This window comes from Streptomyces sp. NPDC002181 (genome assembly GCF_042890485.1).
Classification (GTDB): Bacteria; Actinomycetota; Actinomycetes; order Streptomycetales; family Streptomycetaceae; genus Streptomyces.
In genome coordinates this window covers 148,870-174,039 of the sequence record NZ_JBIASC010000002.1, presented here as the reverse complement: position 1 = coordinate 174,039, position 25,170 = coordinate 148,870, and the positions used below count along the sequence as shown (strand labels likewise).

Here is a 25,170-nt window from a genome sequence, read left to right as displayed (position 1 = left end):
CGAGCAAGAATCCTGCTGGCGTTCATCTCCAATCACAAGAAAACACATCTTCGCGACAGATAAGTGAGCCTTAACTCCGTGCACGGACTCGACCCCCGCCTGCTCGCCACCCTCGAAGCCGTCGTGCGGCACGGCTCCTTCAGCGCCGCCGCACGCGAACTCGGCTACAGCGCGCCCGCCGTCTCCCAGCAGATCGCCGAACTCGAACGCCGCGCCGGCCTCAGGGTGCTGGAGCGGCGACCCGTTCGCGTCACACCGGCCGGCGAAGTCCTCCTCGGCGCGGAGCAGGGCGTCCGCAGCACGCTGGCGGCGGCGTCGGTCGAACTCGGCGCCATGCGCGCCGGGACGGCCGGACGGATCCGGCTCGGCGCCTTCGCCTCGGCCGCCACCGGCATCGTTCCGCAGGCGCTGGCCCGACTCCACGCGGCCTACCCCCACGTGCAGGTCAGCCTCAGCCAGCTGGAGCCCGAAGCCGGCTACAACCGGCTCAAGCGGGGGGACATGGACCTGGCGCTCAGCTACGACTACGACTTCATCCCCGTCCCGCCGCCGCGGATGCTGCGCCGGACGCTGGTCGCACGGGATCCGGTGGTGGCCGTCGTCCCGGCGCGCCACCCCCTGGCCGACCGGGAGGTCATCGACCTGGCCAGCCTCGCCTCCGAGACGTGGATCGCCGCTCCGGAGGCCGCGCTGCGCCTGGAACTGCTCTCGCAGATGGCCAACACGCCCGGCTTCCAGGCCCGCCTGCAATACGAGGGGGACGACTTCAACACCGTGCTGGGGTTCGTGGCCGCGGGCCTGTGCGTGGCCGTCATGCCGCGACTCGCCCTGCCCCGCACCCACACCCAGGTGGTGGCCCGCCCCTTGGCCGAGCCGCAGCTGACGCGCTTCATCTACGCCGTCCGCATCGACACCCGGCACGCCCCGCGCGTCGTCCTGGACCTGGAGGAGATGCTCGCCGCCCAGGCGTTGGCCGCGCTCGCGTAAGGCGCACGGTGTCCCGGGGACAAGCGGGTGAACGGATCGTGGGGGAACGCGAAAAGCGGCCAACTTGGCGGCCGTCGCACGCGCGTAGACCTCACCGGCACGCCGTACTTCCCATCGTGTCCGACTACCGGACACTGTGGCTGAAAGTTAAACTATTGTGTGACAGGCGCACTACGTTTGCCGCGGTTGACGTTCCAGCGAGAGGAAACCCCTCATGACCGCAGCCGACAGCATGCCGGGAACGGCGCACGTCCTCACCGGCTACCGCCCCGAGGACGGCTTCATGGCCGCAGAGCTGGACCCGCCCCCGGCCGAGTACGTATGGCACGACGAGAACGCCGAACAGCAGGACCAGCGTTACGGCCCGGGAGTCGGCTACCAACAGTGGCTGGCGGTGGACGCTCGCGACGGCGCCGTCTGGTTCGGCGACACCGACTGGCGAGCCCCGCAGGAGTCCCCTGGCAGCCGGCTCCCCGGCATCCCCCGCAGGGCACTCGGAGACGGGAACGTCCCCGCCCCCGGCATCATGGTGCAGCTGCTCGGCCACCTGAGCCACGACGAACAGCGCGGCTGTACATGGCGCTTCTTCGACGCCGAGGAACTGCACGCGCTCGCGGTGCGCGTCCTGCCCGCCGTGCAGCGGCTCGTGGACTCGATCCACCGGATCGGGCCCGACGGCGAGCTCGAGTGGTCGGCCGAGGCGGCCACCGCATGGGACGACATCGAACAGGCCGCGACGCCCGCCTTCGACCCCTCCGGGGAACTCCTCTGGCCCAGACCGCGTACCACACCGGTCCCGGCCTGGCGCGTCGAGGTCGGGGCCTTCCTGGCCGCCAACCCCGGGCTGTGCGATCCCTCCTGGGACCTGGCCACGGACGCGGAACTCGACACCTACGCCGACTACAGCCCCCAGAACGGCTACGGCGGCGTACCGGGCCGGATCTGCCGCGACGCCGACCGGCAGATAGAGGACGGCTTCACCTTCTACGGCCATCGCGCCGCCCTGTACGCCCACCGGGCACGGGCCTGCGGCGACCGTACTCCGACAGACGCCCGCGTCTGGCTGGAGACGACGGGGGCCGGGCGGGACACCTGGGAGGCGGCCAAGCCCCTCGGAGCCACCCTCGCCGACGTCCCCGACTGCGTGCTGGTGTCCCTGGCCGAAACGTTTCAGAACGCCGCGCACGAACACGGGCTGGCCCTGACGGGCCTGACCGCCCATCTCCGGCAGCTGCGCGGCGCGGAACGCTCCGCCGTCGACCGGCAACTTGTCCACGAGGGCGAGGAAGTCGAACGCCTCGAAATCATGCTCAAGGACTTTCGAGCCGCACGTAACCGCACCGTGACGCGGATCCTGGCCTGGTCCGACGGACGCGGGGACGCGGAGATCGCCCGCCTGGCCTCCATACCCGATGCATACGTCAGTGACTGGAGGGCCCGCCTCACCGACGAACAGACCACCATGACCCCCGGACCGTGAAGCACGCGCGGCCACTGCCAGAGCGTCAGGCTCCGGCCTTGCGCTTGTTGTAGAGGTCGAAGCCGACGGCCGCCAGCAGGACCAGGCCCTTTTGGTCGCCTGGTGGTACAGCAGTCGCACTCACGCTGACCTGGGAAAACGGCGCTGCGCAAGGCTCTTGGGTGTGAGCTGGTCCGGGTTTTGGTCCAAGCGGTCGTCGGGCGGGGAGGGGACGCCGAGTTCCAGCACACCGTAGGCCACGCACCCGAGTGCGACGGCGAACGGATGCTGCCCGCCCCTCAGGGCCTGGCGCACATGCCCGGCGCGGTCCGGATGGCCTCGTGGAACGTCCGCCAGCGCCGGCTTCCCGCCTCCAGCTCGTCCCACGCCCGCCAGGGCCCCGACGGCCGAGGCCTGCGGGCAGCTGCCTCCCGGGCCCGTGCCGCCTGAGGCTGCTGTGGCTGCCCGGGCCGTGACCATGCCGGGACCCTTGTTGGGGCAGGGTGGCGACGTCGCCACCCTGCCGCTGTCCGGCGGGGGTCGAAGACGACCGTGGCCGACTGCGCGACCGCGTTCACCTCGACGTCCAGCACCCTCGGCCGGCGGCCCGGCACGGCAGCGACGGTGTTCTGCTGAGTGGCCCGGACCATGCCCCGCACGTCCAAGACCACCGTGCTGCGCTCCTTGCCCCCGTCGCGCGGCTCGGGCCTCCGCGGGTGCCGCATGCCCGTCCACCTCCCCGATCCGACAGCGGGTCCACTCGGCCAGGGCGCCCACCAGGAGCCTGTGGCCGTCGCGACCGCCGCGCAAGGGCAGAGCAGGCGCCCGGAGAGCGGGCGGTGACTCCCGTCCGGGCCGGGGCCGTGCCGTATCGATTGCGGATCACGTGCTGCGCTGGTCGTGGGTGTCCCGGCGAAGCTGGTCGGTGTGGCGGGTGAGGGCGTCGATGCGTTCGGCGAGCTCGGCGTCCTCGGGCCGCAGGTGGGGCCGGGTGTCGGCCAGGGGGCGCACGAGGCGGGCGGTGTCGTTGTGGGCGAGGGCCTGGTTCAGGTCGTCGATGGCGCCTTCGGCGCCGGCGGGCAGGCCGGCCAGGGCGGTGATCTGGCCGGCGAGGCGGCGCAGGTCGGCGGCGTTGTCGCGGGCCCAGGTGTCCACGCTGCGGTCGGCGGCCCGGGTGTCGCGGGTGGCCTGGACGCGTTCCTCGCCGGTGCTTCCGGCTTTGCCGGGGCGCATCCGGAGGTAGCGGCGTTCTGCGGCCTGACGGCTGGCGACTCCGAGGGGGCCGGCGAGGTCGGCCCAGCTGGCGCCTTGGCCGCGGGCGTTCTCGATCAGGCCGGTTTCCCAGCCGACGAGCTGCTCGCGGACCTCGCGGAGCATCAGCAGCGCGGCCAGGGCCGGGTGCGGGCCCGCGGCCGGTGCCGCTGCCGACGTGCTTGTGGAGGCTTGCTGCGCGTCCTTGACGGCCTGGTTGATGGTCTCCAGTGCCGCGGCGGCGGCCAGGAAGGTGACGGGTGCAGTCGGCTCTGCGGCCTCGGTCATGGCGGTCTCCGTGGTCTGTCATCCTCCAGATGACTGCTTGCTTGTCATCGTTTCGATGACATGTTACAACGGAAGCACGTTGAAGCGCATTGGCAGTTCCTGCCTGAACCAACTGGAGGTGTTTCGCGATGTTGATGCGCACCGACCCGTTCCGCGAGATGGACCGGATCGTCCAGCAGCTTTCGGGTACGTCGGGCACGTGGTCGAAGCCGTCCGTGATGCCGATGGACGCCTACCGCCAGGGCGACGTGTACGTGATCGCCTTCGACCTGCCCGGTGTGAGCACCGAGGCGATCGACATCGACGTCGAGCGGAACATGCTGACCGTGAAGGCCGAACGCCGGCCCGCGGAGAAGGCCGACGGCGTGCAGATGGAGCTCTCCGAGCGCCCTCTCGGTGTCTTCTCCCGTCAGATCATGCTGGCCGACACGCTCGACACCGAGCGCATCGAGGCCGACTACGACGCGGGTGTCCTGACCCTGCGGATCCCGATCGCCGAGCGCGCCAAGCCTCGGAAGATCGCCATCGGCGGCGAGGCGGGCCGCAAGCAGATCTCCGGCTGATCCGGCCGGTACCTGCGGCGGAGGACGGGGAACCCGATCCCCCTCCGGCACCCCGTCCTCCGCACCCCTTGGCCCCTTTCACCCCTCCCATGGAGGTGACGTGAGATGTCGATGCGCCGGGAAGCGTTCCTGGACCACGTCCAGGAACGCGGCGAGTACCGGACCCGGGAAGAAGCCGAACGCGCAGCCCGCGTCGTCCTCGCCCTGCTGGGCGCCCACCTGGTCGGCACCGTGCGGGCCGAGCTCGCCGCCCGGCTCCCCGAGACCTACGCCCTGATCCTCCTCAACCCCCTGCAGGCCGCGGAGCCGCTCTCCCCCGAACGCTTCGTCCGCGCGACCGCAGCCTGGATCGAAGGCGCCACCGAGACGACGGCCCTGTGGGACATCGGCGCAGTCCTCTCCACCGTGGCCGCCGCAGCCGGAGACATCCTCATCCGGGACGTCCTGCTCCAGCTCCCGCCCGGCTACGACCTCCTCTTCGGCCACCCCCAGCCCACCTGACCGGCCGACACCACCGGCCGGACACCGAACCAGCGACGAGAAGGGCAACCGCAGCACCATGTACGACCAGCCTCGACCGCACCAGGCCCACCCCGCCATGACGTTCGACCAGATGCTGGAACGCGTGCGCTACGAAGGCGCCTACCCCACCCGCGAACGCGCAGAAGAAGCCGTCCGCACCGTCCTGGCCGCCCTCGGCCGCCAGCTCGTCGGAGACGAACGCCTCGACCTCGCCCAGGCCCTGCCCGTCGAAGCCGCCCTGGCCCTGACCGCCCAGATCCCCGCCACCGAACGGCTCACCGGCTGGAGCTTCATCAAGGACATGGCCGCCCGCGCCGGCACCAGCCCGGCCGTTGCCCGCTGGGACACCGGCGCCGTACTCGCCGTCGTCACCCGCCTCACCGGCCCCGACCTCCTCACCCGCGTCCTCCACCAACTCCCCACCGGCTACGCACTCCTCTTCGGCCAGGCCGAACTTCGCCAGCCACAGCCCGCAGTGTGATGCGGTGGTTGCAGGAAAGCCCAGGCCGGCACCCCGGGCCGGCTCTCAAGGCCGCAGGTGCCGCAAGGTGAACTCCGGCGTTGCGGGGCGGCGCCCGGCTCGGGTTCAGGCCGGGCGAGCGCGAGACGGGTCCGGGCCTTCATCAGCCCGCCCGCCTCCCACCACGTCCTCATTCGCGAGCACCGTACGACGGCTTCCGCAGCCGCCCTCGTGACCTGTCATGGAGCCACCACCCGGACCGTACGGTCCTGCCACTGATTGCGTCCGGCTGTTCCCTTCCTGGCATACGTCGGCGTGTTGGGTGCAGACGCGATCCGAGGCGCGGCCGTTGGTACATTTGGCCGATCATGATGGAGGTGGGAGTTCTCGGGCCGCTCGATGTCCGGGTCGGCGGGCGGCCGGTGACGGTCGGGCGCCGACATGCGCGGACCGTCCTGGGAATCCTCCTTTCGGCCCGGGGTCGAAATGTCCCGGTCGACCGGCTCGTCGACGTGCTCTGGACGCAGCGGACACCTGCCAAGCCCACCACCTCTCTGCACTCCTACGTCTCCAACCTTCGCGGCATCCTGGAGCCGGACCGGCCCGCCCGTACCCCGTCCCGGATCCTTGTCAGCAGTCCGGAGGGGTACGCGCTGCGGCTTGACGACGACGCCGTGGACGCGTGGCGCTTCGAATCGGCGGTGCGCCGCGCCAGGGCGGTGTCCTGCGCCGAGGCCGGTCCGCTGTTGGACGAGGCGCTCGGCCTGTGGCGGGGAGACGCCTACGGGGAGTGGGGGCCCGGCTCGTGGGCGGACGGGGAGATCGCGCGGCTCGACGAACTGCTGCTCATGGCACATGAGCTGGCGATGGCGAGCAGCCTCGGGGCGGGTCGCCCGCACGAGGTGGTGCCGACCGCGGAGGCGCACGTACGCCGTCATCCCCTGCGCGAGGAGGGATGGCGCCTGCTGGCTCTGAGTCTGTGGGCGACCGGGCGTCAGGGCGACGCGCTCGCGGCGCTGCGGCGCGCGGCCGCCGTGTGCGCCGAGGAACTCGGGCTGGACCTGGGAGCCCGGCTGGTCGAGTTGGAGAGGGCGATCCTCCGCAGCGACCTGGATGTCCTGTCGGCCGCGGTTCCGGCCCCGGCCACCCCGAGCACGTCCATCGCGGTGGTCGAACGGCCATCCCCGAGAGCCGTACCCGTAGTTGGGGTCACCGGTGCGCCAGGCGTACCCGCCGCTGTCGGCAGCGGAGCGGCGCCCGCTTCGCCCGCGCCCTTCGTCGGGCGGCACCGCGAACTGGAGGTGCTGGAACAGGCAGCCGGGGCGGGCCTTGGGGGCGGAGCGGTCGCGCTGGTCGCGGGCGAAGGCGGTGCGGGGAAGACCGCCCTCCTGGCCCGTTTCGCCGATTCACTGCGGGCGCGGGGCTGGACGGTGGTGGCGGGCCGGTGTCCGGACGACGCGGGCGTCCCGGCGGCGTGGGCCTGGACGGAGGCACTGGGTGAACTGGCGCGCCTCCTTCCGCCGGAGCACGTGGGGCCGTTGTCCACGCTGATCGACCCTCTGGGCGCCACGGTCCCGCCGCACGGCGACGCTACGGCCGGCCGGTTCCGGCTGCACACCGCGTTCGCCCGATGGCTGGCTTCGGCAGCGGCGAGCTGCCCGCTCGCCGTGATCATCGACGATGTCCACGAGGCCGACGAGGAGACGCTGGCCCTGCTGGGCCGGGCCGCCGGCGTCCAGGGTGTCCCGTTGCTGGTCGTGGCCGCCTACCGGCAGGGGCATGCCGACAGTCGTCTCGCACCGACGATGGCCGCACTCGCCCGCCGTGATCCCTTCCGCGTCGTACTGACCGGACTCGACGTCACCGAAGTCCGTACGCTCGTGCGCTCGCTCTGCGGCCGGGAGGTGGACGCCGAGGTGGTAGCCGTCCTGGCGGAACGCACAGGCGGGAACCCCTTCTTCGTCGGTGAGAGCGCCCGGCTGCTGACCGCGGGCGGCGACGACGCGGCGCAGGCAGTCGCCCGCGTGCCCGACGGCATCCGCGACGTCGTACGCCAGCGGCTCGCCCGACTGCCCCAGGAAGCCGCCGATGTCGTACGGCTGGCCGCAGTCGCAGGCAGCGAAACCCATGTCGCGGTGCTGCGCGAAGCCTCCGGACTGTCACCGGCCGCGGTCGTCGGCACACTGGAGCTCTGCATCGCGGACGGACTGCTGACCGAACGGGCCCCCGGCCACGTCTCGTTCACACACCCGCTGCTGCGCGACACCGTCTACGGCGATCTCACCGGACTGCGCCGCGGCCTGTTGCACGGACGACTGGCCGACACCCTCGCCAGTCTGAGACCAGACGACCTGCCCGCCCTCGCCGTCCACTTCACCCGGTCGGGGGACCCGGCGAAGGCACGGCAGGCGGTGGCATTCGCGCTGCGTGCCGCCGAACTCGCCGAGCACCGCTACGCCCACGACGTGAGCGTCGACCTGCTCCAGCAGGCCCTGGAGGCCGCCGAACTGATACCGGCCGGCGCCGACGAACGGGCCGAGCGCGCGGTCGGCCTGCTCGGCGCCCTGCTGCGTGCCCACGTCCGGGCCGGGTCCGGTGACGCGGCCATCGTCACCCGTCACCGTGCCCTCGAGGTCGCCGAACGGGCCGGTCGTGAGGACCTCGCCGTCGCCGCGTTCACGGCGTGGACCGAACCCACGCCGTGGCTGACCCGGAGCCACCAGGGCGTGGACCTGCACGTGGTCGACACTCTGGACCGGCTGACCGTCAGGCCGGGCCTGGAACCCGCGGACCTCGCCCGGCTGCTGCAGGCGCGGGTGGACGAACTGCCCGAGGACACCGACGGAAGGGCCCGGGAAGCGGCCGAGCAGCAGCTCGGTCTCGCCCGCGGCGCAGGGGACCCGAACCTGCTCGCGGCCGCCCTCACCACGATGACGAAGCTGCTGCCGCACGAAACGCAGGCCGCTCGGTGCATCCCCGTGGTAGCCGAGTTGCGGGCACTGACCAAGAGGCACGACCTGCCCGCCCACCGGTGGGTGTGCGAGCAGGTGGACGCGATGATCTCTGCCATCGGCAACGATGCGGAAGCCGTCGAGCGCCACGCCCGCCTGGGCCTGGCCGTCGCACGCCGGTACCGCATGCCGGAGGCCGAGGCGGCCAGCCTCTCCACGCTGGCCATGCTCGCCCACGCCCGGGGCCACTTCGCGCAGGCGGAGGACCTGTACGGGCAGGTCCGGGAACGGCTGATCCGGCACAACGCCCCGCGCGCCGCCGACCTCCATGCCCGGGGCTTGATCACGATCCGGCTGAGCCAGGGCCGGGTCGCGGAGATCGAACCGCTGGCCCGTACGGTGGCCGCCGCCTGGGGCACGCGCGGCGGAGAGGCGCTGGCGCTGGTCCTCGCTCTCCAGGGCAGGTTCGAGGAGGCGCGCGCGGTCCGCTTCGATCCGGATCCCGTGAAGGACCACTTCTACGGGGTACGCCTCGGAGCCCGCGCCCGACTGGCTTGTCTGCTCGGCGACACCGAGGCGGCAGCCGCGCTCGTCCCCCTGCTGCATGCCGTGCGGAACCAGCTCGGTTCGGCCGCCACCACCGCCTTCTGCACCCGCCCCCTGGCCCTCGCGCTGGGCGAGCTGCATGCTCTGCTCGGTGACGTGGCCGCCGCGCGATCGGCCTTCCGGGAAGGCGGCGAAGTGGCCGCGATGTGGGGGTCGGAGTACGGCGAAGCGGCTGCCGCGGAAGGCATCAGGTCCCTGGCGCGGGCTCACGCAGTCTGACCGGACCAGGCGCTTGGCAATCCCGGGGCAGGGCGGCCGGGGCTGATGCCAAGCGGATGCCCAGCCGATGCCAATGCCCGAGTGCCAGCATGGTGATCAACACGGAGTCGGCTGTGCCGGGTACCCCTTGTGGACCGTTCCCGGCGGCATCGCCGGCGGCCGAACGCCCGGCACGCTCCCGCGCCGCTCCGTATCCCCGTCTCAAGGAGAGTTCCACCATGGCCCTCATCTGTGGTCACGATGCGCCTGCCTACGGCCTGCCCCTGTGCGAGCACATCCGGTCCGCCACCGCGGTCCCGCTCGACTACTACGTCCACTACACCGGTCGGGGCGTGGAGCGGCAGCGCATCTGTGGAATCTGCCGCAACGAGGCCGCCACGGCGGTGGCCGCGGCGGTGTGCGAAGACTGCTTCGACGCGACCGAGGGCTGCCCCACCGGCGTGGTTGGTCTCCCGCAGACCATCGACGCGTCCCGGCCGGTTCCGGGCATGGTGCAGACCACGCAGTTGCCCGCCGAGGCCGGCCCGGTGTCGGACATCGCGCCGACGGAGCACGGTTTCCTGCTCCTGTGCGACGACGGGCGAATCCTGCGCTGGGACACGGACTCCGGCACCTGCACCGATGCCGCCCGCAGCACGGTCACCGTGCCGGCCGACGCCAGGCCCTGGGTCGGGCGTGAACAGGCCCTGCGGCTGCACGCCTCCCGCGACGGTGCCTTCGCCGCCGTCGTCGTCGACCACGGCCGCACGGGAGAGGTCGTCGACCTGTCCACCGGAGCCGTCACCCTCTCCCTGGAGAACGACGGGTATTACAGCCACACCGTGCCGTTCTCCCTGGCGTTCACCGAGCACGGCGGACGCACCGTGGTCCTGTACCGGAGGAAGTGGAGGGTCGTCGAGGCCGCGGACGCGGCGACGGGCGCCCAGGTGACCCGGATACCGATGGTGGAACCCCACACGGCCTGGGCGGGCTACTTCCACGGGGCGCTGCACGTCAGCCCCGCGGGCACCAGGGTCGCGTCGGACGCCTGGTGGTGGCAGCCCGTCGGCCGGCCCTTCGCCTGGACCCTGGAGCGGTGGCTCACCGACGGCGAAGGCGCTTGGACCGAGGGCACCGACCGGTGGGAGCTGCCGAGGTGCGAAGACCACTGGAACCGTCCGGTCGTCTGGCTCGACGAGGAGCACCTCGTCCTCGGAGGTCTGGGCGACGACGGGCAGGAAATGGCCCCGGGTGCCCGGGTCTTCCTCCTCGGCCGTGAGTCCGGCGAGAGCACCGTCAAGGAAGTCGCGACGTTCGGCGGACCGGACGGCCGCTTCTTCGCCGCGGACGGCCTGCTGTTCTCCTCCTCGCAGGCCGGCCTGGAGATCTGGGACCCGACCAGCGGCTCCCGCCTCGGCACGCTCGCCGGTTTCCGGCCCACCCACCACGACCTGGCCCGCGGCGAACTCGTCGAACTCTCGGCCATCGGGCTGCGGCGCTGGAGCACGGCCCATGCCGCACGCTGACACCCCCACCCCGGTCCCGCGACGGCCCAGGGTCCGCCGCCGCTGGAGGGCTCCTCGGATCCCGGCACGCAGCATCACCCGCGAGCACATGGACGCCCTCCACGACTTCCTGCTCCGGCGCACCGTCTACCTCCTCGAAGCCCACTCGCCCAGCACCGAGGAACATCGGATGGCCGACACCCTGCACCGGGCCATCGACCAGACCTGGGCGGAGCTACAGGACTGCTACGACTTCTACCACCGCGGCGACGCCGACATGGAGATCGAACTCGCCGGGACCTGGAACAGCCTGCGCATGTTCGGCATCTCCTGGATGCGGGCCCCGGACTACGACGAGCGCCTCTGGCCCCCGGCCGAATACGAAAACCTCCTCATCACCTCCATCCCCACCGAACACTGAGAACGCCCCCAAACGTCGATCCGTCCATCCCGGAGCATCCATGCAGTCCCGTTCCCTGCCCTCCCACCGAATGCCGGCCGTATTCGCCGCAGCCTTCGCCGCCGTCCTCATCGCGACGGCGCCCGCCCGGGCCAATCCCGTACCGAACCACGACTACGCATTCGAAATCCGCCCGCTCCACACCTCCGGCAAGTGCCTGGAGGTCGCGGACGACCGCACCGACAACGGGGCGCCCGTCCGGCTCTGGGACTGCTCCGGCCGGCCGAACCAGCAATGGAGGATGTCCCTGGACCGCACCTTCCCGGGCCGCTACTTCATCAGGAACGTCCACAGCGGCAAATGCCTACAGATCGGATTCCTGTCGCGGGTCAACGGATCCAGCGTCAACCAGTGGGACTGCAACGGGAACCCGAACGAACGCTGGAGCCGTACCGACCGAAACCCGGACCCGATCGCGGCGGAACGGCTGAACCAGGGCCCGGCCCTCTGCCTCGACGTCGCCGACCGGCGGACCGATGACGGAGCGCCGCTCCAGGTCTGGTCCTGCCACGGCGCCGCAAACCAGCAATGGGTGTGGAACCTCAAGCTGTAGCCGTGCCCACTGCGATTTCGGTCTGCCGAAGCAGGGCCTGCGGGTCAGGAACGGACGGCAGCCCTCAGGCACAGTGCCGAGGAGCCCCGGCTCATCACCGGGACCACGCGGGCGGCGGGACGGTTCGGGGCCGTCGCCACAACAACGGCAGTGCTCCCCCGACTGGTTCGAGCGCCTACCAGCGAACTACTTTAGACCATTTCAGTTGGCTTGCTCTTTCGGCAGTCTGGGGTGATGACTGCTGCGCTTGTCGAGCGGATGGCGCCGGAAGACTTGTGGGAATTGTTCCAGCGAGTGGTGCCGCCGGCACCGGTTCGCCCGCAGGGTGGAGGCCATCGCCGGCGCGGGGACCGCGAGGTGCTCGCCGCGATCATCTTCGTGGCCACATCAGGCTGCACATGGAACAAACTGCCGCCCGGCTTGTGGCACCTCTTGTTCGGGCGCCGGCCGGGACCGGTCCGACGCGCCGGGCGTGGACAAGGCAGTTTGGTCTTCAGGGGAGTTTGTGGGCGAGGACGTCCAGTTGCTCGACGGAAGGCGGTTGGGCGAACAGTTCGCCGGCTCGTTCCGCCAGGGCGCTGCCCAGGCGGCCGTCGAGGTGGGCCTGGCGTGCGTCGTCGTGGGGGAAGGCGTCGAAGATGGCGAAGGTGGACGGGCGCAGGCGTACGGCGAACCAGGCGACGGTGCCGGGCTCCTCCTGCACGATGGCAAGGCCGTCGCGGAGAAAGGCGGCGACCTCTTCCTCCTTGCCGGGCTGGGCCTCGACCTGTACGTGTAGCGCGACGTTGATGTCAGCCATGAGGGGACTCCTTTCAGGTGCTCGGTCGCCCGGGAGCGGCCGGGCACTGCCGTGACCGGATGGCGTCGAACGGGTCTCCTGTACGGCCGCGCCGATGCCTCATATTATCCATTTTGTCACCTTTTGCGATTTAGGAGACTTTATGCATCGCTTTCTTTCTGTAGACGCCATTTCACTTGGCCGGTCTGCGGTGACATATGAGGGTTGCGGCGATGACAGCGAAGGCCAGGAAGTGTTCCGGCTTACGCTCGTAGCGGCGGTGCAGGCGTCGGCAGCCGGACATCCGGGACACGGTCCGCTCCACGACCCAGCGATGTCGTCTCCCAGGCGCTGGGACGACTCGATGCCCTTGCGGGCGAGGCGGTGCCGGATGCCGCGGGATGCCAGCCATCGCCGCAGGTGGCGGTAGTCGTAGCCCTTGTCTCCGTGCAGTTTCCCAGGCCGTCGGCGTCGCGGGCCGCGATGGGAGCGGATGGGCGGGAGGCCACGGACCGGTGGGATGAGGGCCTGGCTGTCGTGGAGGTTGGCGGCGGAGATGCCGATAGGCAGGGGCAGGCCCTGCCGGTCGACGATGAGGTGGATTTTAGATCCTTTCTTGCCGCGGTCGGCCGGATTCGGTCCCGTCAGCTGCCCCCTTTGAGGGCCCGAACGCTGACGGAGTCGATCGCATACCGCGTCCGGTCCAGCCCTGGGCGCCGAGTTCGTCCAGGACCAGGCAGTGGAGTTTGACCCATACCCGGGCTTCGGTCCACTCGGTGAACCGGCGCAAGGCGGTCACCGCAGACAGCCGGAAGCCGGGCGGCAGTTTGTTTCATGTGCAGCCTGATGTGGCCACGAAGATGATCGCGGCGAGCACCTCGCGGTCCCCGCGCCGGCGATGGCCTCCACCCTGCGGGCGAACCGGTGCCGGCGGCACCACTCGCTGGAACAATTCCCACAAGTCTTCCGGCGCCATCCGCTCGACAAGCGCAGCAGTCATCACCCCAGACTGCCGAAAGAGCAAGCCAACTGAAATGGCGTCTTACGGCACGGCTTGGATCGTCCCCGCACGACTACGAACGCCTCGGGGCCGCACCGGACGCGCCGTCTTGTCCGACCGGTTGAGGACCAGCACTGCCGGGCTGTGCAGCCGGCGTACGCGTTACTGTGGCGCGTGGACATTCGCGCACGACAGTTGCAGTGCGCTTCAGTCGGATCCGCCCAGCACGATCTTCCACACTCGGGTCGCTACCTGGAGGTTGAGCCGGTCCTCGACGTTCGCGAGGTCGTTGCCGCTGATGTCACGGATGCGCTTGAGTCGGTAGCGCAGCGTGCTGCGGTGGATCGCGAGGGATTCGGCGGTCTCGTCGTAGTTGCCGCCGCAGTCGAAGTACTGGGACAGCGTCTCCACCATGGCCGTGTGGTGCAGGGAGTCGTAGTCGATCAGCTGCCCGAGCCACTCGTGGACGAACGTCTCCAGTTCCTGGTAGTCGTTGCCGGGTCCCAGGATGCGGTAGAGGCCCAGTTCGTCGAAGAACGTCGTGCCGTAGTGCTCGCCGCGGGAGTGGCGGCGCACTTCCAGGGCTCGCTGCGCCTCCTGGTAGCGGTGGGGGATGTCGGCCAGGGAGTCGCAAGGGGCGCTCACCCCGATGGTCCCGGACCGTGTCCCGGTCTCCCGGGCGAGCGCCTCGTACAGCGCGCGGGCGTGCGGCCTGTCGTCGGTGACCAGGACCACGTGGTCGGAACGCCGGGTCAGCAGCGAGTGCATGCCCACGGCAGAGGCCGCCCGGCCCACCGTCTGCGCGAAGGGACCGTCCGCGGTCCGGTTCGACCACTGCACCACGACGACGTAGTGGCGGCGGTGCAGGTCGTGTCCGACTGCCTCGGAACGGGCGTAGGCGCTCGCCTCGTCCGTCCCTGTCAGGAGGTCGTCGGCCAGCTCACGGTGCAGCCTCGACTCCACTTCGGCCAGATTGCGCAGGTGCGCCAGCTCCGGGGCGAGCCACGCGGCGCCGTCCTGCAGTGCGCGCAGGGTGTGTTTGTCGGCCTCGCCCCGGACGTCGACGAGGGCCAGCACGCCCAGGATCTCGCCGTGCGGGCGGATCAGAGTGACCAGCCGGTCCTTCATCCGCACCGGCCCGGCCCGACTGGCGACGGCGTGCAGCATTTCGTCCTGGCGCACGGGGTCCGGTTCGGGATAGGGGTCGGGGCGATCGGGACCGGTCCAGGACCTCAGCCGCCCGAAGCGGTCCTCGACCAGCGCGGGGAGTCCGGTGAGCCCGTGCAGTGCGCGGGTGATGGCTTCCTCGCCGCCGCCCGAGACGGCGACGTCGGCCATGAGCGCGTGAACAGCCTGCTGGTACCCCAGCTCGGCCACGACGGAGATCAGCCGCCCCTGGAGGGCTGTCCGCTCCTCCCTCAGCCGGTGCAGCTCCAGCGCGTCCTCACGTCGGCGGCGGTGTGCGAAGGCGACAGACAGTGCAGCGGCGGTGTGCCGGACGAACGTGGCGAGCAGGAGGCGCTCGGCCTCGGTGGGCCGGGAGCGGGACGTCACCACGAGGTAGCCGTGGAGTCTCTCGGGCCCGCGTAGCCCCAGGGCCCGGCCCCAGGGCCAGCCGGGCACGGTCACAGGGCCGTCCGCCCCGGCCAGCTCCCGCACCCTCCGGTCCACGGCCATCGCATGGACCTGCCCGTTCCGCGGGCTGGGGACCAGGTCGCCGTCCATTTTGAGGTATCCGGCCTCGGTACTGTAGGGCCCAGCGGCGTCTATGTGGTCCATGGCCAGGCTCAGGATCTCGCCTTCGTCCAGGGTGTCGAACAGGGCGCCGGAGAGCACCATCAGCGCGTGGGGGACACGGTCGGCCGGGGTTGGATCGGGTGGGCGGGGCCCACGCCGCGCGGCCATGGGGATTCGCCTGCCGCTGCCCAGCGGAAGGCGGCTCTCCCTGTCGCAGCGGCGGCAGTACAGGTTGTGCGCCCGGCTGCTGGCCATGGGATCACTCCGTTCTCTTCGAGCCTACAGCCGAGCGGCGGTGCTGGTCGGGTCGGCTCATACGAGAGGTTCGGATTCTGCCTCTCGTACTCGTGGGGCGACCGGACCCGTGCTTTTCCGACTTGCCAGGCGCAGGCGTGGAGCCACTGGGCACGCCACCCTAGGGAGTGTTCGAAACCGTCCGCGCACCGGTAGGTAGCGCCGGGTGGTGACCGAGCAGCTCCGCAGGCCGGTTGCCCCGTACAAGACGTACTGGGACGCCGCACGCGCCGTTGACCACCTCTCCGGCCACGGGTTTCCCGTGGCCGGAGAGCCCCGGTGTCCTGCTCGGGTCGCTGTTCGGCCTGGTGAACCGGCTCGACCCCGTCGTCTCCGCCCTGCTCCTCGTCGGGGAGGTCTCCGACGAGGCCGCAGGGCTGATCGGCGGGATGCAGACCACTGGCAGAGGTCCCACCCGTACCCGAACGAACGTGATCCGGACAGTCGGCGCAGGCGCCGTACCGGGAGGAGTTCCTCATGGCCAAGGCAGTGGGCATCGACCTGGGCACCACCAACTCGGTGATCGCCGTGTGGGAGGGCGGAGAGCCATCCGTCGTGCCCAACAGCGAGGGCAACCGCACGACACCGTCCGTGGTGGGCTTCACCGACACCGGGGAACGTCTGGTGGGCCAGCTGGCCCGGCGCCAGGCGATCCTCAATCCCAAGGGCACCATCTACTCGGCCAAGCGGTTCATCGGCCGGCATTTCGACGAGATCTCCGACGAGGCCCGGGCGGTGGCGTACGACGTCGTCGAGGGCGACGGCGGGGCGGCCCGCTTCAAGGTGCGCGACAAGCTGTACGCGCCCGAGGAGATCAGCGCACAGGTGCTCCGCAAACTCACGGACGACGCCTCCAAGCAGCTCGGGGAGCGGGTCACGGAGGCGGTCATCACGGTGCCCGCCTACTTCAACGACGCCCAGCGCACCGCCACCAAGGACGCAGGCCGGATCGCGGGACTGGAAGTGCTGCGGATCATCAACGAGCCGACGGCGGCCGCCCTCGCGTACGGCGTGGACAAGAAGGAGCACGAGACCGTCCTCGTCTTCGACCTGGGCGGCGGCACCTTCGACGTGAGCATCCTCGACGTCGGCGACGGCGTGGTGGAGGTGCGCTCCACCGCAGGCGACAGCCACCTGGGCGGCGACGACTTCGACCGGCGCCTGGTGGACCACCTCGCGGACGACTTCCAGAAGGAGAACGGCATCGACCTGCGACAGGACGCGCAGGCGCTGCAACGCTTGTTCGAGGCGGCGGAGAAGGCCAAGACCGAGCTGAGTTCGGTGACGCAGACGCAGGTCAGCCTGCCGTTCATCACCGCCGACGCCGCCGGGCCCAAGCACCTCACCGACTCGATCATGAGGTCCACGTTCGAGCAGATCACCGGCGACCTGGTGGAACGCTGCCTGGGACCGGTCCAGCAGGCCATCGCCGACGCCAAGGTCGGCGAGAGCGACATCGACGAGGTCATCCTTGTCGGCGGATCCACCCGCATCCCCGCTGTCCAGACCCTGGTCCGCCGACTGACCGGCGGCAAGGAACCCAACATGAGCGTCAACCCCGATGAGGTCGTGGCCCTCGGTGCCGCGATCCAGGCAGGTGTGCTCAAGGGTGAGGTCAAGGACGTCCTGCTGCTCGACGTGACCCCCTTGTCGCTGGGCGTGGAGACACGCGGCGGAGTGATGACGAAGATCATCGAGCGGAACACCACCATCCCGGTGCGCCGCAGCGAGACTTTCTCCACCGCCGAGGACAACCAGCCGGCCGTCGACGTGGTCGTCCTCCAGGGCGAGCGCGAGCTGGCTGCCGACAACCGGGTGCTGGGCCGGTTCCAGCTCACCGACATCCGGCCGGCGCCGCGGGGCGAAGCACAGATCGAGGTCACCTTCGACATCGACGCCAACGGCATCCTCGAGGTCAAGGCCCGTGACCGGGACACCGGCAAGGAACAGGGCATCACCATCAGCGAGAGCTCCAACCTGGACCGCAGCGAGGTCGAACGCATGGTCCAGGAGGCCGAAAGCAACCAGGGCCAGGACAAGGCACTTCGCGAGGCCGTCGACGCCCGCAACGAACTCGACGCCGTCGCGTACCAGGTCGAGAAGCGTCTCGCCGAACTGGGCGACGCAGCGCCCGCGCACGAGAAGGCACGCGGCGAGATGCTCGTGTCGGACGCCCGGGCGGCGGTCAAGGAAGAGGCGGGCGTGGAACGTGTGCGCCCCCTGACCTCCGAACTCCAGCAGGTGCTCGCCGGGCTGGCGGCCCACCAGGGCGCGGCCACTACGGGCGGAGGTCCCGCCCAGGACGCCGCCACCGGCGGTCCCACGAGTGGCGGTGGCGGTGACGATGATGTCATCGACGCCGAGTTCGACAAGGGCTGAGGCGCGCCATGCCCACCTACCCCCAGGAACCCGACCGGGCCGCGCCGGATCCGGCCGAACCGGTCCCGGAAGGAGCCGGACCCCCGCCTCGCGGGGACCTGCCCCAACCGGGCCCGTCCCGGCACGGAGCGGCGAACGGCGAACCGGGACCCGATGCCGCCGGCCCCGCGTCCGCCGAGGACGAGTACACGACCGCGATCCAGGAACTGGAGGACCGTTGGCGGCGCGCACTCGCCGACCTCGACAACCTCCGCAAGCGTCACGCCAGGGAACTGGAGCGCGAACGGGCGGTGGAGCGCGCCCGCACGGCGGCCGCGTTCCTGCCCGTCCTCGACAACCTCGAACTCGCCCTGACCCACGCGGGCGCCGATCCGGGCGCGATCGTGGAAGGCATCCTGGCCGTACGCGACCAAGCGGTGAACGTCCTCGAACTGCTCGGCTACCCGCGACACGCGGAGACCGGCGTCCCCTTCGACCCCGCCCGGCACGAGGTGGTCGGCGTCGTCCAGGACCCCGACGCCGCACCGGGCACGGTCGTCCAGGTACTGCGCCCCGGCTACGGGGACGGCGAGCGGCAGCTCAGGCCCGCCGCCGTGACCGTCGCGAAGCGGGAGTGACCGGTCATGGCGCAGGACTACTACGAGGCGCTCGGGGTGTCGCGGTCCGCGAGCCAGGACGAGATCCAGCAGGCATATCGAAAGCTCGCCCGCAGGCACCACCCCGACGTCAACAAGGACCCCGGGGCGGAAGAGCGCTTCAAGGACCTCAACGAGGCATATAGCGTCCTGTCCGATCCCAAGACCCGGGCCCGCTACGACCGCTTCGGCGAGGATTTCCGCAAGATCCCGGAGGACTTCGACGAACGGGCCGCGGCGGGAGCGGGCGGCGGCTTCCGCGGTCGGACGACCGCAGGCGGGGGCGGCCCTCGGGTCCGGTACGCCGGCTTCGGAGACGACTTCGGAGCGGAGGGCATCGACATCGAGGACCTGTTCGGCTCCATGTTCGGAGCCGGAGCCGCCCGAGGGAGCGTCCCCGGAGCGGACCAGGAGGCCGAACTGTCGCTCACCGTCGAGGAGGCGTACCGAGGCGGCCGTCGCACCGTCACGCTCGCCGGTCCCACGGGGCAGCCGCGGCGGTACGAGGTCGACGTGCCGCCGGGCGTCACCGACGGGCAGCGCATCCGGCTGGCGGGCGAGGGAGGCCGGGGCAGTGGTGACGCCGCCGCGGGCGACCTGTACCTGCGCGTGCGTATCCAGCCCCATCCCCGGTTCCGGTTGGACGGCCGCGACGTGCACGTCCAGGTCCCGGTGGCCCCCTGGGAGGCGGCCCTGGGTGCGACCGTGCCGGTGCCCACCCCCGGCGGCGGCACGGCCAAGGTCACGGTGCCCGCGGGCTCGTCCAGCGGCCGTCGGCTGCGGCTGCGCGGCGAGGGCATGCCGAACCCGCGCGGCGCGAACGGCGACCTGTACGCCGAACTCCGCATCGTGGTGCCACCCACTCTCGGCGACCGGGAGCGCGAACTGTTCGCGGAGCTCGCCGCCGCCTCCTCGTACGACCCCAGGAGGACGTGATGAACGAACCACCCGCGGGAGCGTCAGGCCCCGGCCGGGCCGGCGCGGGCAGCCGTCCGGTACGAACGGGCGCCGACCTCACCGCCTCGACGGCCGTCCGGTACGCGCTCGTGCCCGCCCCCAGGCTCTCCCTCGACGCCGTGGCCCGTCGCTCGGGCCTCCACCCCGATCTGATCCGCCGGTTCGTCGCACTCGGCCTGATCGACGCCGGACGCGACGCCGCGGGACACCTGGTGTTCGACCCCACGGCCCCGGCGGTCCTCGCCCGCATCCAGCGGCTGCGCACCGGACTCTGCCTCAACTACGCATCCATCGGCCTGGTGCTCGATCTGCTCGACCGCATCAGCCTGCTCGAAGCCGCCCTGCGCGGCCGCGGCACGAGGAGTGAAACACCCCCATGGACATGAACCGTCTCACCCAGAAGTCCCAGGAAGCCCTCCAGGAGGCCCAGACCGCGGCCGGTCGCATGGGGCACACCGAGGTCGACGGGGAACACCTGCTGTTCGCACTCCTCGATCAGGAGGACGGTCTGATCCCGCGGTTGCTGGAGCAGGCCGGCAAGGAGCCGAAGGGGCTGCGCGAGGCCGTGCGCGAGGAACTCTCCCGTCGCCCGAAGGTCACCGGCCCCGGCGCGGCGCCCGGCCAGGTCTTCGTCACCCAGCGTCTCGCCCACCTGCTCGACGCCGCCGAGCGGGAGGCCAAACGCCTCAAGGACGAGTACGTGTCCGTGGAACACCTCCTGCTCGCCCTGGCCGAGGAGAGCTCTTCGACCGCCGCCGGGCGACTGCTCAAACAGGCCGGCATCACCAGGGACTCGTTCCTGAGCGCGCTCACTCAGGTCCGCGGCAACCAGCGCGTCACCTCCGCGAACCCCGAAGTGGCCTACGAGGCCCTGGAGAAGTACGGACGCGACCTCGTCCTCGAGGCTCGGTCCGGTCGGCTGGACCCGGTCATCGGCCGTGACGCGGAGATCCGCCGCGTCACCCAGATCCTCAGCCGCAAGACCAAGAACAACCCCGTCCTCATCGGCGACCCCGGCGTCGGCAAGACCGCCATCGTCGAGGGCCTGGCCCAGCGCATCGTTCGCGGCGATGTCCCCGAGGGCCTGCGCGACAGGACGGTGTTCGCCCTGGACATGGGCTCCCTGGTCGCCGGCGCCAAGTACCGCGGCGAGTTCGAGGAACGCCTGAAGGCCGTACTGTCCGAGGTGAAGGCCGCCGAAGGGCGCATCCTGCTCTTCGTCGACGAACTCCACACCGTCGTCGGCGCGGGAGCAGCGGAAGGAGCCATGGACGCGGGCAACATGCTCAAGCCGATGCTGGCCCGCGGCGAACTCCACATGATCGGCGCCACCACCCTCGACGAGTACCGCAAGCACATCGAGAAGGACGCCGCCCTCGAACGCCGCTTCCAGCAGGTCCTGGTCGAGGAGCCCAGCGTGGAGGACACCATCTCCATTCTGCGCGGACTGCGCGAACGCCTCGAGGTCTTCCACGGCGTCAAGATTCAGGACACCGCGATGGTCTCCGCGGCCACCCTCAGCCACCGTTACATCACCGATCGGTTCCTGCCCGACAAGGCCATCGACCTCGTCGACGAGGCGTGCGCCAGGCTGCGTACCGAGATCGACTCGATGCCCGCCGAACTCGACGAGATCACCCGTCGTGTCACGCGGCTGGAGATCGAGGATGCCGCTCTGTCCAAGGAGACCGACCCCGCCAGCAAAACACGCCTGGAGGAGCTGCGCAGGGAACTGGGCGACCTGCGCGGTGAAGCCGACGCCAAACGCGCCCAGTGGGAGGCCGAACGGCAGGCGATCCGCCGCGTGCAGGAACTGCGCCAGGAACTGGAACAGGTCCGCCACGAGGCCGAGGAGGCCGAACGCGCCTACGACCTCAACCGCGCTGCCGAACTGCGCTACGGCCGCGTCCGCGACCTGGAGCGCCGACTCGCCGCGGAGGAGGAGCAACTGGCCGCCAAACAAGGGCAGAACCGGCTGCTGCGCGAGGTCGTCACCGAGGAGGAGATCGCCGAGATCGTCGCCGCCTGGACCGGCGTCCCCGTCGCCCGCCTCCAGGAGGGCGAACGCGAGAAGCTGCTGCGCCTCGACGAGATCCTGCGCGAGCGCGTCATCGGCCAGGACGAGGCGGTCAAGCTCGTCACCGACGCCATCATCCGTGCCCGCTCCGGCATCCGCGACCCCCGCCGTCCCATCGGCTCGTTCATCTTCCTCGGCCCCACCGGCGTCGGGAAGACCGAGCTGGCCAAGACCCTCGCCCGGACCCTGTTCGACTCCGAGGACAACATGGTCCGCCTCGACATGAGCGAGTACCAGGAGCGGCACACCGTCAGCCGGCTCATGGGCGCACCGCCCGGATACGTCGGCTACGAGGAGGGCGGCCAGCTCACCGAGGCCGTGCGCCGCAAGCCGTACTCGGTCGTCCTGTTCGACGAGGTCGAGAAGGCGCACACCGATGTCTTCAACACGCTGCTCCAGATGCTCGACGACGGTCGCATCACCGACGCGCAGGGCCGCACCGTCGACTTCCGCAACACCGTGATCATCATGACGTCCAACATCGGCTCCGAGCACCTCCTCGACGGCGCCACCGCCGAGGGTGAGATCAAGCCCGACGCCCGCGCCCTGGTGATGGGCGAGCTGCGCGGGCACTTCCGCCCGGAGTTCCTCAACCGCGTCGACGACATCGTGCTGTTCAAGCCGCTCGGTGAGCGGCAGATCGAGCGGATCGTGGAGCTGCAGTTCGACGAGCTGCGGCGGCGGCTCGCCGAGCGCCGCATTTCCGTCGAACTCACCGACGCTGCGCGGGTGGTGATCGCCCATCAGGGCTACGACCCGGTGTACGGGGCCCGGCCGCTGCGGCGTTACATCTCCCACGAGGTCGAGACGCTGGTCGGACGCGCCCTCCTGCGCGGCGACGTCCAGGACGGTGCGACGGTGCGCGTCGACGCCGAGCACGGAGAGCTGGTGGTCACCTACGACCAGCAGGAGGACGACCGGGAAGCGAGGGCGGCGTGAACACCACCCGGACGACCACGGTGACCTGCCCGAACTGCGGTCGCGGCAACCGGATTCCCGTGGCTGCCGAGGGACGGCCCCGATGCGGCCACTGCAAGCAGCCCCTGCCCTGGGTCGTCGACGCGGGCGACGGCGACTTCGCCGAGGTCGCCGACAACGCCACGGTGCCCGTCGTCGTCGACCTCTGGGCCACCTGGTGCGGCCCCTGCCGCATGGTCAGCCCAGCCCTCGAACAGGTCGCCCGGGACCTCGCCGGACAGATCAAGCTCGTCAAGGTCGACGTCGACCAGAACCCACGGCTCAGTCGGCGGTTCGAGGTGCAGGCGGTGCCGACCCTGCTCGTCCTGGACCGGGGCGAGACGGTCGCCCGGCAGGCCGGCGCGGCACCCGCTCACGTCCTGCGCTCGTGGGTCGAGCAGGCGATGGCGGGCAGGCAGACCACTGCGGGAGGGTGAGGACGACGGCGCTGAGGAAGATCGTCGCCCGCGGCCGATCAGGCCCGTTTACGGAAGGAAAACTCTCATGGCCACGATTGTCGACCCGCACCTGGCGATGGTGCGCCCAGTGACGCCGCGTACCCCGGAGGGCTGCGAGGAGTGCCTCAGGGAGCATTCGCCGTGGCTACACCTGCGCCTCTGTCTCACCTGTGGGCACGTCGGCTGCTGCGACTCCTCCCCCCTCAAGCACGCCAGACGGCATGCGGGGAGCGTCGGTCACCCCGTCGTGCAGTCCTTCGAGCCGGGAGAGGACTGGCGCTGGTGCTACGTTCACGAGGCCCTGGTCTGATGAGCACGGCCGAGCACGAGAACGGTGCGGTCCGCGAGACACCTGATCGGTACGGGGCGTTCCCCCGCCTCACGCCGGAGCAGCTCGAGGACCTGACTGCGCACGGTGAGCGCCGCAGGACCGCCGAGGGCGAGGTGCTGTACCGCGAGGGCGAGCCGTTCCGGGAGTTTCTCGCGATCCTCAGCGGGACCGTCGAAATCCTCCACGACCAGGGCGGCCCCGACGAGCGGACGGTGGCGGTCCACGGACCCGGCAGGTTCCTGGGCGAACTCGGACTGCTGGAAGGCCAGGCGGCGTTCAACACCGCCGTGGTGCGCGAGGCCGGCGAGATCCTGGCCGTACCGGTGGAACGGCAGCGCGCCCTGGTCGGCAGCGACCCCGTCCTCGGCGATCTGATCCTCCGCGCCTACCTGGGCCGCAGGTTCCTGCTCATCGGCCTCGGTGCAGGCTTCCGGATCCTGGGGTCGTGCTACTCACGGGACACCCTGCGGCTGCGCGAGTTCGCTGCCCGCAACCGGCTGCCCCACCGCTGGGTGGATCTGGAGAGGGACAAGGAGGCCGAGGCGCTGCTGCGCCGGTTCTCCATCCGTCCCGAGGAGACACCGGTGGTCCTCTGGCAGGGGGAGCGGCTCCTGCGCAATCCGAGCAACGCCGAACTCGCCCGGCTCATCGGACTGCCCGCCCCCTCGCCCGAGAACGAACGCTGCGACGTCATGGTGGTCGGTGCGGGCCCCGCAGGACTCGCCGCCGCCGTGTACGGTGCCTCCGACGGTCTCACCACGGTCACCGTCGACGCCGTGGCCACCGGAGGCCAGGCCGCGACCTCGTCCCGCATTGAGAACTACCTCGGCTTCCCGTCCGGCATCTCCGGGGGCGAACTCATCGAACGTGCGGTGCTCCAGGCCCACAAGTTCGGCGCCCGCCTCATGGTGCCGGCGGAGGTCAGCACGCTCACCCCGCAGGACGATGAGTACGTCGTCACCTTCGCAGACGGGTCCCGGGTTCAGGCCGGCGCCGTGGTGCTCGCCTCGGGCGTGCGGTACCGCAGGCTCGAAGTGCCCGGCATCGACCGCCTGGAAGGCATCAGCGTCTACTACGCGGCGACGGTCCACGAGGCCAGCCTCTGCCGGGCGGACCCGGTCGCCGTGGTCGGCGGCGGGAACTCCGCCGGGCAAGCGGCGCTGTTCCTCGCCCACCACGCGTCCGGGGTCCACCTCCTCGTCCGGGGCAGCGACCTCAACGCGGACATGTCGCGCTACCTGGTGGACCAGGTGGAGCAGCACCCCAAGATCGAGGTGCTGCTCCACACCGAAGTACGGGGCGTCGCAGGGGAGGAGCAGCTGGAGTCGCTGACGGTGGAGGACAACGCAAGCAATGAGCGCCGTGAGCTACGGGCCGCGGCGCTGTTCGTGTTCATCGGGGCCCGGCCGCGCACGGAATGGCTCAAGGGCGTGCTGGCCCTGGACGAGAAGGGCTTCGTCCTCACCGGCGCCGACGCCCGGGCGGTGGCCGACGCGAACCGGTGGGCCTCGCTGGGCCGCGATCCGATGCTGCTGGAGACCAGCCTGCCCGGGGTCTTCGCCGCCGGGGACGTCAGGAGCGGCTCGGTGAAACGGGTGGCCTCGGCGACCGGTGAAGGCGCCATGGCGATCCGCCTCGTGCACGAGCACCGGGAAAGGAGGGGAAACCTGGTCACCGCCGACTCCGAAGGACGTCGGCCGGTAGCGGGCAGGTCCGTGCCCTCGCGCTGACCTTGTCCCTGTCGGACCCCACAGGTGGCCCAAC

20 protein-coding genes and 2 pseudogenes are annotated in these 25,170 nt (G+C 70.9%); 18 read left to right on the top strand and 4 right to left on the bottom strand.

The annotated features are described in order from the left end of the window. Positions 1 to 78: 78 nt before the first annotated feature. Both ACFYXV_RS06990 and ACFYXV_RS06985 read left to right on the top strand, forming a co-directional pair. A complete protein-coding gene (locus ACFYXV_RS06990) occupies positions 79 to 987 on the top strand; it encodes a LysR family transcriptional regulator (RefSeq protein ID WP_326749616.1) in 909 nt (302 codons plus the stop codon). Positions 988 to 1,201: 214 nt separating this feature from the next. Next, positions 1,202 to 2,467: a hypothetical protein gene (locus ACFYXV_RS06985; RefSeq protein ID WP_389382228.1), complete on the top strand. Its 1,266-nt coding sequence runs from the start codon at positions 1,202 to 1,204 to the stop codon at positions 2,465 to 2,467. A gap of 861 nt (positions 2,468 to 3,328) precedes the next feature. Here the strand turns inward: ACFYXV_RS06985 and ACFYXV_RS06980 are convergent. Then, entirely contained in the window at positions 3,329 to 3,985 is a 657-nt protein-coding gene (locus ACFYXV_RS06980) for an HSP18 transcriptional regulator (protein WP_381744945.1), read from the bottom strand. 128 nt (positions 3,986 to 4,113) lie between these two features. On the opposite strand from ACFYXV_RS06980, the gene ACFYXV_RS06975 reads away from it, so the two are divergent. The 8 genes and pseudogenes from ACFYXV_RS06975 to ACFYXV_RS06940 form a co-directional block, all read left to right on the top strand. Further along, the gene (locus ACFYXV_RS06975; protein WP_389382227.1) at positions 4,114 to 4,548 is read left to right on the top strand and encodes an Hsp20/alpha crystallin family protein; all 435 of its coding nucleotides are present in this window, start codon (positions 4,114 to 4,116) and stop codon (positions 4,546 to 4,548) included. 105 nt (positions 4,549 to 4,653) lie between these two features. Beyond that, complete coding sequence (locus ACFYXV_RS06970) at positions 4,654 to 5,049, top strand: DUF2267 domain-containing protein (protein ID WP_202198236.1); 396 nt, start codon at positions 4,654 to 4,656, stop codon at positions 5,047 to 5,049. Between the two features lie 58 nt (positions 5,050 to 5,107). After that, entirely contained in the window at positions 5,108 to 5,551 is a 444-nt protein-coding gene (locus tag ACFYXV_RS06965; RefSeq protein WP_073796623.1) for a DUF2267 domain-containing protein, read from the top strand. Positions 5,552 to 6,042: 491 nt separating this feature from the next. Continuing rightward, on the top strand, positions 6,043 to 9,306 hold the full coding sequence (locus tag ACFYXV_RS06960) for an ATP-binding protein (protein WP_389382226.1): 3,264 nt from the start codon (positions 6,043 to 6,045) through the stop codon (positions 9,304 to 9,306). Positions 9,307 to 9,524: 218 nt separating this feature from the next. Continuing rightward, the gene (locus ACFYXV_RS06955; protein WP_079196087.1) at positions 9,525 to 10,811 is read left to right on the top strand and encodes a hypothetical protein; all 1,287 of its coding nucleotides are present in this window, start codon (positions 9,525 to 9,527) and stop codon (positions 10,809 to 10,811) included. Beyond that, positions 10,798 to 11,211, top strand: a complete 414-nt coding sequence (locus ACFYXV_RS06950; protein ID WP_389382225.1) for a hypothetical protein — start codon at positions 10,798 to 10,800, stop codon at positions 11,209 to 11,211. The genes ACFYXV_RS06955 and ACFYXV_RS06950 overlap by 14 nt, the downstream gene beginning before the upstream one ends. A 40-nt stretch (positions 11,212 to 11,251) precedes the next feature. Further along, positions 11,252 to 11,803, top strand: coding sequence for an RICIN domain-containing protein (locus ACFYXV_RS06945; protein ID WP_389382224.1), 552 nt, complete (start codon positions 11,252 to 11,254; stop codon positions 11,801 to 11,803). 234 nt (positions 11,804 to 12,037) lie between these two features. Beyond that, positions 12,038 to 12,223 (top strand): annotated as a pseudogene (locus ACFYXV_RS06940) (transposase); the annotation flags it as partial. 73 nt (positions 12,224 to 12,296) lie between these two features. On the opposite strand, the gene ACFYXV_RS06935 reads toward ACFYXV_RS06940, so the two are convergent. The 3 genes and pseudogenes from ACFYXV_RS06935 to ACFYXV_RS06925 all read right to left on the bottom strand — a co-directional run bounded on the left by ACFYXV_RS06935 (position 12,297) and on the right by ACFYXV_RS06925 (position 15,573). After that, positions 12,297 to 12,602, bottom strand: coding sequence for a putative quinol monooxygenase (locus tag ACFYXV_RS06935; protein ID WP_389382223.1), 306 nt, complete (start codon positions 12,600 to 12,602; stop codon positions 12,297 to 12,299). Positions 12,603 to 12,774: 172 nt separating this feature from the next. Continuing rightward, positions 12,775 to 13,581 (bottom strand): annotated as a pseudogene (locus ACFYXV_RS06930) (IS5 family transposase). A 207-nt stretch (positions 13,582 to 13,788) separates the two neighbouring features. Next, complete coding sequence (locus ACFYXV_RS06925) at positions 13,789 to 15,573, bottom strand: PucR family transcriptional regulator (RefSeq protein ID WP_389382222.1); 1,785 nt, start codon at positions 15,571 to 15,573, stop codon at positions 13,789 to 13,791. 516 nt (positions 15,574 to 16,089) lie between these two features. On the opposite strand from ACFYXV_RS06925, the gene dnaK reads away from it, so the two are divergent. From dnaK to ACFYXV_RS06885, 8 genes are all read left to right on the top strand, one after another. Then, positions 16,090 to 17,991: a molecular chaperone DnaK gene (gene dnaK, locus ACFYXV_RS06920; RefSeq protein ID WP_266494789.1), complete on the top strand. Its 1,902-nt coding sequence runs from the start codon at positions 16,090 to 16,092 to the stop codon at positions 17,989 to 17,991. Positions 17,992 to 17,999: 8 nt separating this feature from the next. Continuing rightward, a complete protein-coding gene (locus tag ACFYXV_RS06915) occupies positions 18,000 to 18,608 on the top strand; it encodes a nucleotide exchange factor GrpE (protein ID WP_266494792.1) in 609 nt (202 codons plus the stop codon). Between the two features lie 6 nt (positions 18,609 to 18,614). Next, entirely contained in the window at positions 18,615 to 19,562 is a 948-nt protein-coding gene (locus ACFYXV_RS06910) for a DnaJ C-terminal domain-containing protein (RefSeq protein WP_385957561.1), read from the top strand. Continuing rightward, positions 19,562 to 19,969 carry a chaperone modulator CbpM gene (locus ACFYXV_RS06905; RefSeq protein WP_389382221.1) on the top strand — a complete coding sequence of 136 codons (408 nt, stop codon included), beginning with the start codon at positions 19,562 to 19,564 and terminating at the stop codon, positions 19,967 to 19,969. Before ACFYXV_RS06910 ends, ACFYXV_RS06905 begins: the two co-directional genes overlap by 1 nt. Beyond that, complete coding sequence (gene clpB / locus ACFYXV_RS06900; protein WP_375970997.1) at positions 19,960 to 22,599, top strand: ATP-dependent chaperone ClpB; 2,640 nt, start codon at positions 19,960 to 19,962, stop codon at positions 22,597 to 22,599. Before ACFYXV_RS06905 ends, clpB begins: the two co-directional genes overlap by 10 nt. Continuing rightward, positions 22,596 to 23,054 (top strand): thioredoxin, encoded by a 459-nt coding sequence (gene trxA, locus ACFYXV_RS06895; protein ID WP_189733880.1) that lies wholly within the window; start codon positions 22,596 to 22,598, stop codon positions 23,052 to 23,054. Before clpB ends, trxA begins: the two co-directional genes overlap by 4 nt. A 67-nt stretch (positions 23,055 to 23,121) precedes the next feature. Next, the gene (locus ACFYXV_RS06890; RefSeq protein WP_189733877.1) at positions 23,122 to 23,385 is read left to right on the top strand and encodes a UBP-type zinc finger domain-containing protein; all 264 of its coding nucleotides are present in this window, start codon (positions 23,122 to 23,124) and stop codon (positions 23,383 to 23,385) included. Then, positions 23,385 to 25,136 carry a cyclic nucleotide-binding domain-containing thioredoxin-disulfide reductase gene (locus tag ACFYXV_RS06885; RefSeq protein ID WP_189733875.1) on the top strand — a complete coding sequence of 584 codons (1,752 nt, stop codon included), beginning with the start codon at positions 23,385 to 23,387 and terminating at the stop codon, positions 25,134 to 25,136. The genes ACFYXV_RS06890 and ACFYXV_RS06885 overlap by 1 nt, the downstream gene beginning before the upstream one ends. Positions 25,137 to 25,170: the final 34 nt, after the last annotated feature.

Excerpts from the sequence above, each read along its gene's own strand:
- ACFYXV_RS06985 (WP_389382228.1), top strand. The coding sequence starts at position 1,202 with ATGACCGCAGCCGACAGCATGCCGGGAACGGCGCACGTCCTCACCGGC.
- ACFYXV_RS06980 (WP_381744945.1), bottom strand. The coding sequence starts at position 3,985 with ATGACCGAGGCCGCAGAGCCGACTGCACCCGTCACCTTCCTGGCCGCC.
- ACFYXV_RS06975 (WP_389382227.1), top strand. The coding sequence starts at position 4,114 with ATGTTGATGCGCACCGACCCGTTCCGCGAGATGGACCGGATCGTCCAG.
- ACFYXV_RS06970 (WP_202198236.1), top strand. The coding sequence starts at position 4,654 with ATGTCGATGCGCCGGGAAGCGTTCCTGGACCACGTCCAGGAACGCGGC.
- ACFYXV_RS06965 (WP_073796623.1), top strand. The coding sequence starts at position 5,108 with ATGTACGACCAGCCTCGACCGCACCAGGCCCACCCCGCCATGACGTTC.
- ACFYXV_RS06955 (WP_079196087.1), top strand. The coding sequence starts at position 9,525 with ATGGCCCTCATCTGTGGTCACGATGCGCCTGCCTACGGCCTGCCCCTG.
- ACFYXV_RS06950 (WP_389382225.1), top strand. The coding sequence starts at position 10,798 with ATGCCGCACGCTGACACCCCCACCCCGGTCCCGCGACGGCCCAGGGTC.
- ACFYXV_RS06945 (WP_389382224.1), top strand. The coding sequence starts at position 11,252 with ATGCAGTCCCGTTCCCTGCCCTCCCACCGAATGCCGGCCGTATTCGCC.
- ACFYXV_RS06935 (WP_389382223.1), bottom strand. The coding sequence starts at position 12,602 with ATGGCTGACATCAACGTCGCGCTACACGTACAGGTCGAGGCCCAGCCC.
- ACFYXV_RS06925 (WP_389382222.1), bottom strand. The coding sequence starts at position 15,573 with ATGGCCAGCAGCCGGGCGCACAACCTGTACTGCCGCCGCTGCGACAGG.
- dnaK (WP_266494789.1), top strand. The coding sequence starts at position 16,090 with ATGGCCAAGGCAGTGGGCATCGACCTGGGCACCACCAACTCGGTGATC.
- ACFYXV_RS06915 (WP_266494792.1), top strand. The coding sequence starts at position 18,000 with ATGCCCACCTACCCCCAGGAACCCGACCGGGCCGCGCCGGATCCGGCC.
- ACFYXV_RS06910 (WP_385957561.1), top strand. The coding sequence starts at position 18,615 with ATGGCGCAGGACTACTACGAGGCGCTCGGGGTGTCGCGGTCCGCGAGC.
- ACFYXV_RS06905 (WP_389382221.1), top strand. The coding sequence starts at position 19,562 with ATGAACGAACCACCCGCGGGAGCGTCAGGCCCCGGCCGGGCCGGCGCG.
- clpB (WP_375970997.1), top strand. The coding sequence starts at position 19,960 with ATGGACATGAACCGTCTCACCCAGAAGTCCCAGGAAGCCCTCCAGGAG.
- ACFYXV_RS06890 (WP_189733877.1), top strand. The coding sequence starts at position 23,122 with ATGGCCACGATTGTCGACCCGCACCTGGCGATGGTGCGCCCAGTGACG.
- ACFYXV_RS06885 (WP_189733875.1), top strand. The coding sequence starts at position 23,385 with ATGAGCACGGCCGAGCACGAGAACGGTGCGGTCCGCGAGACACCTGAT.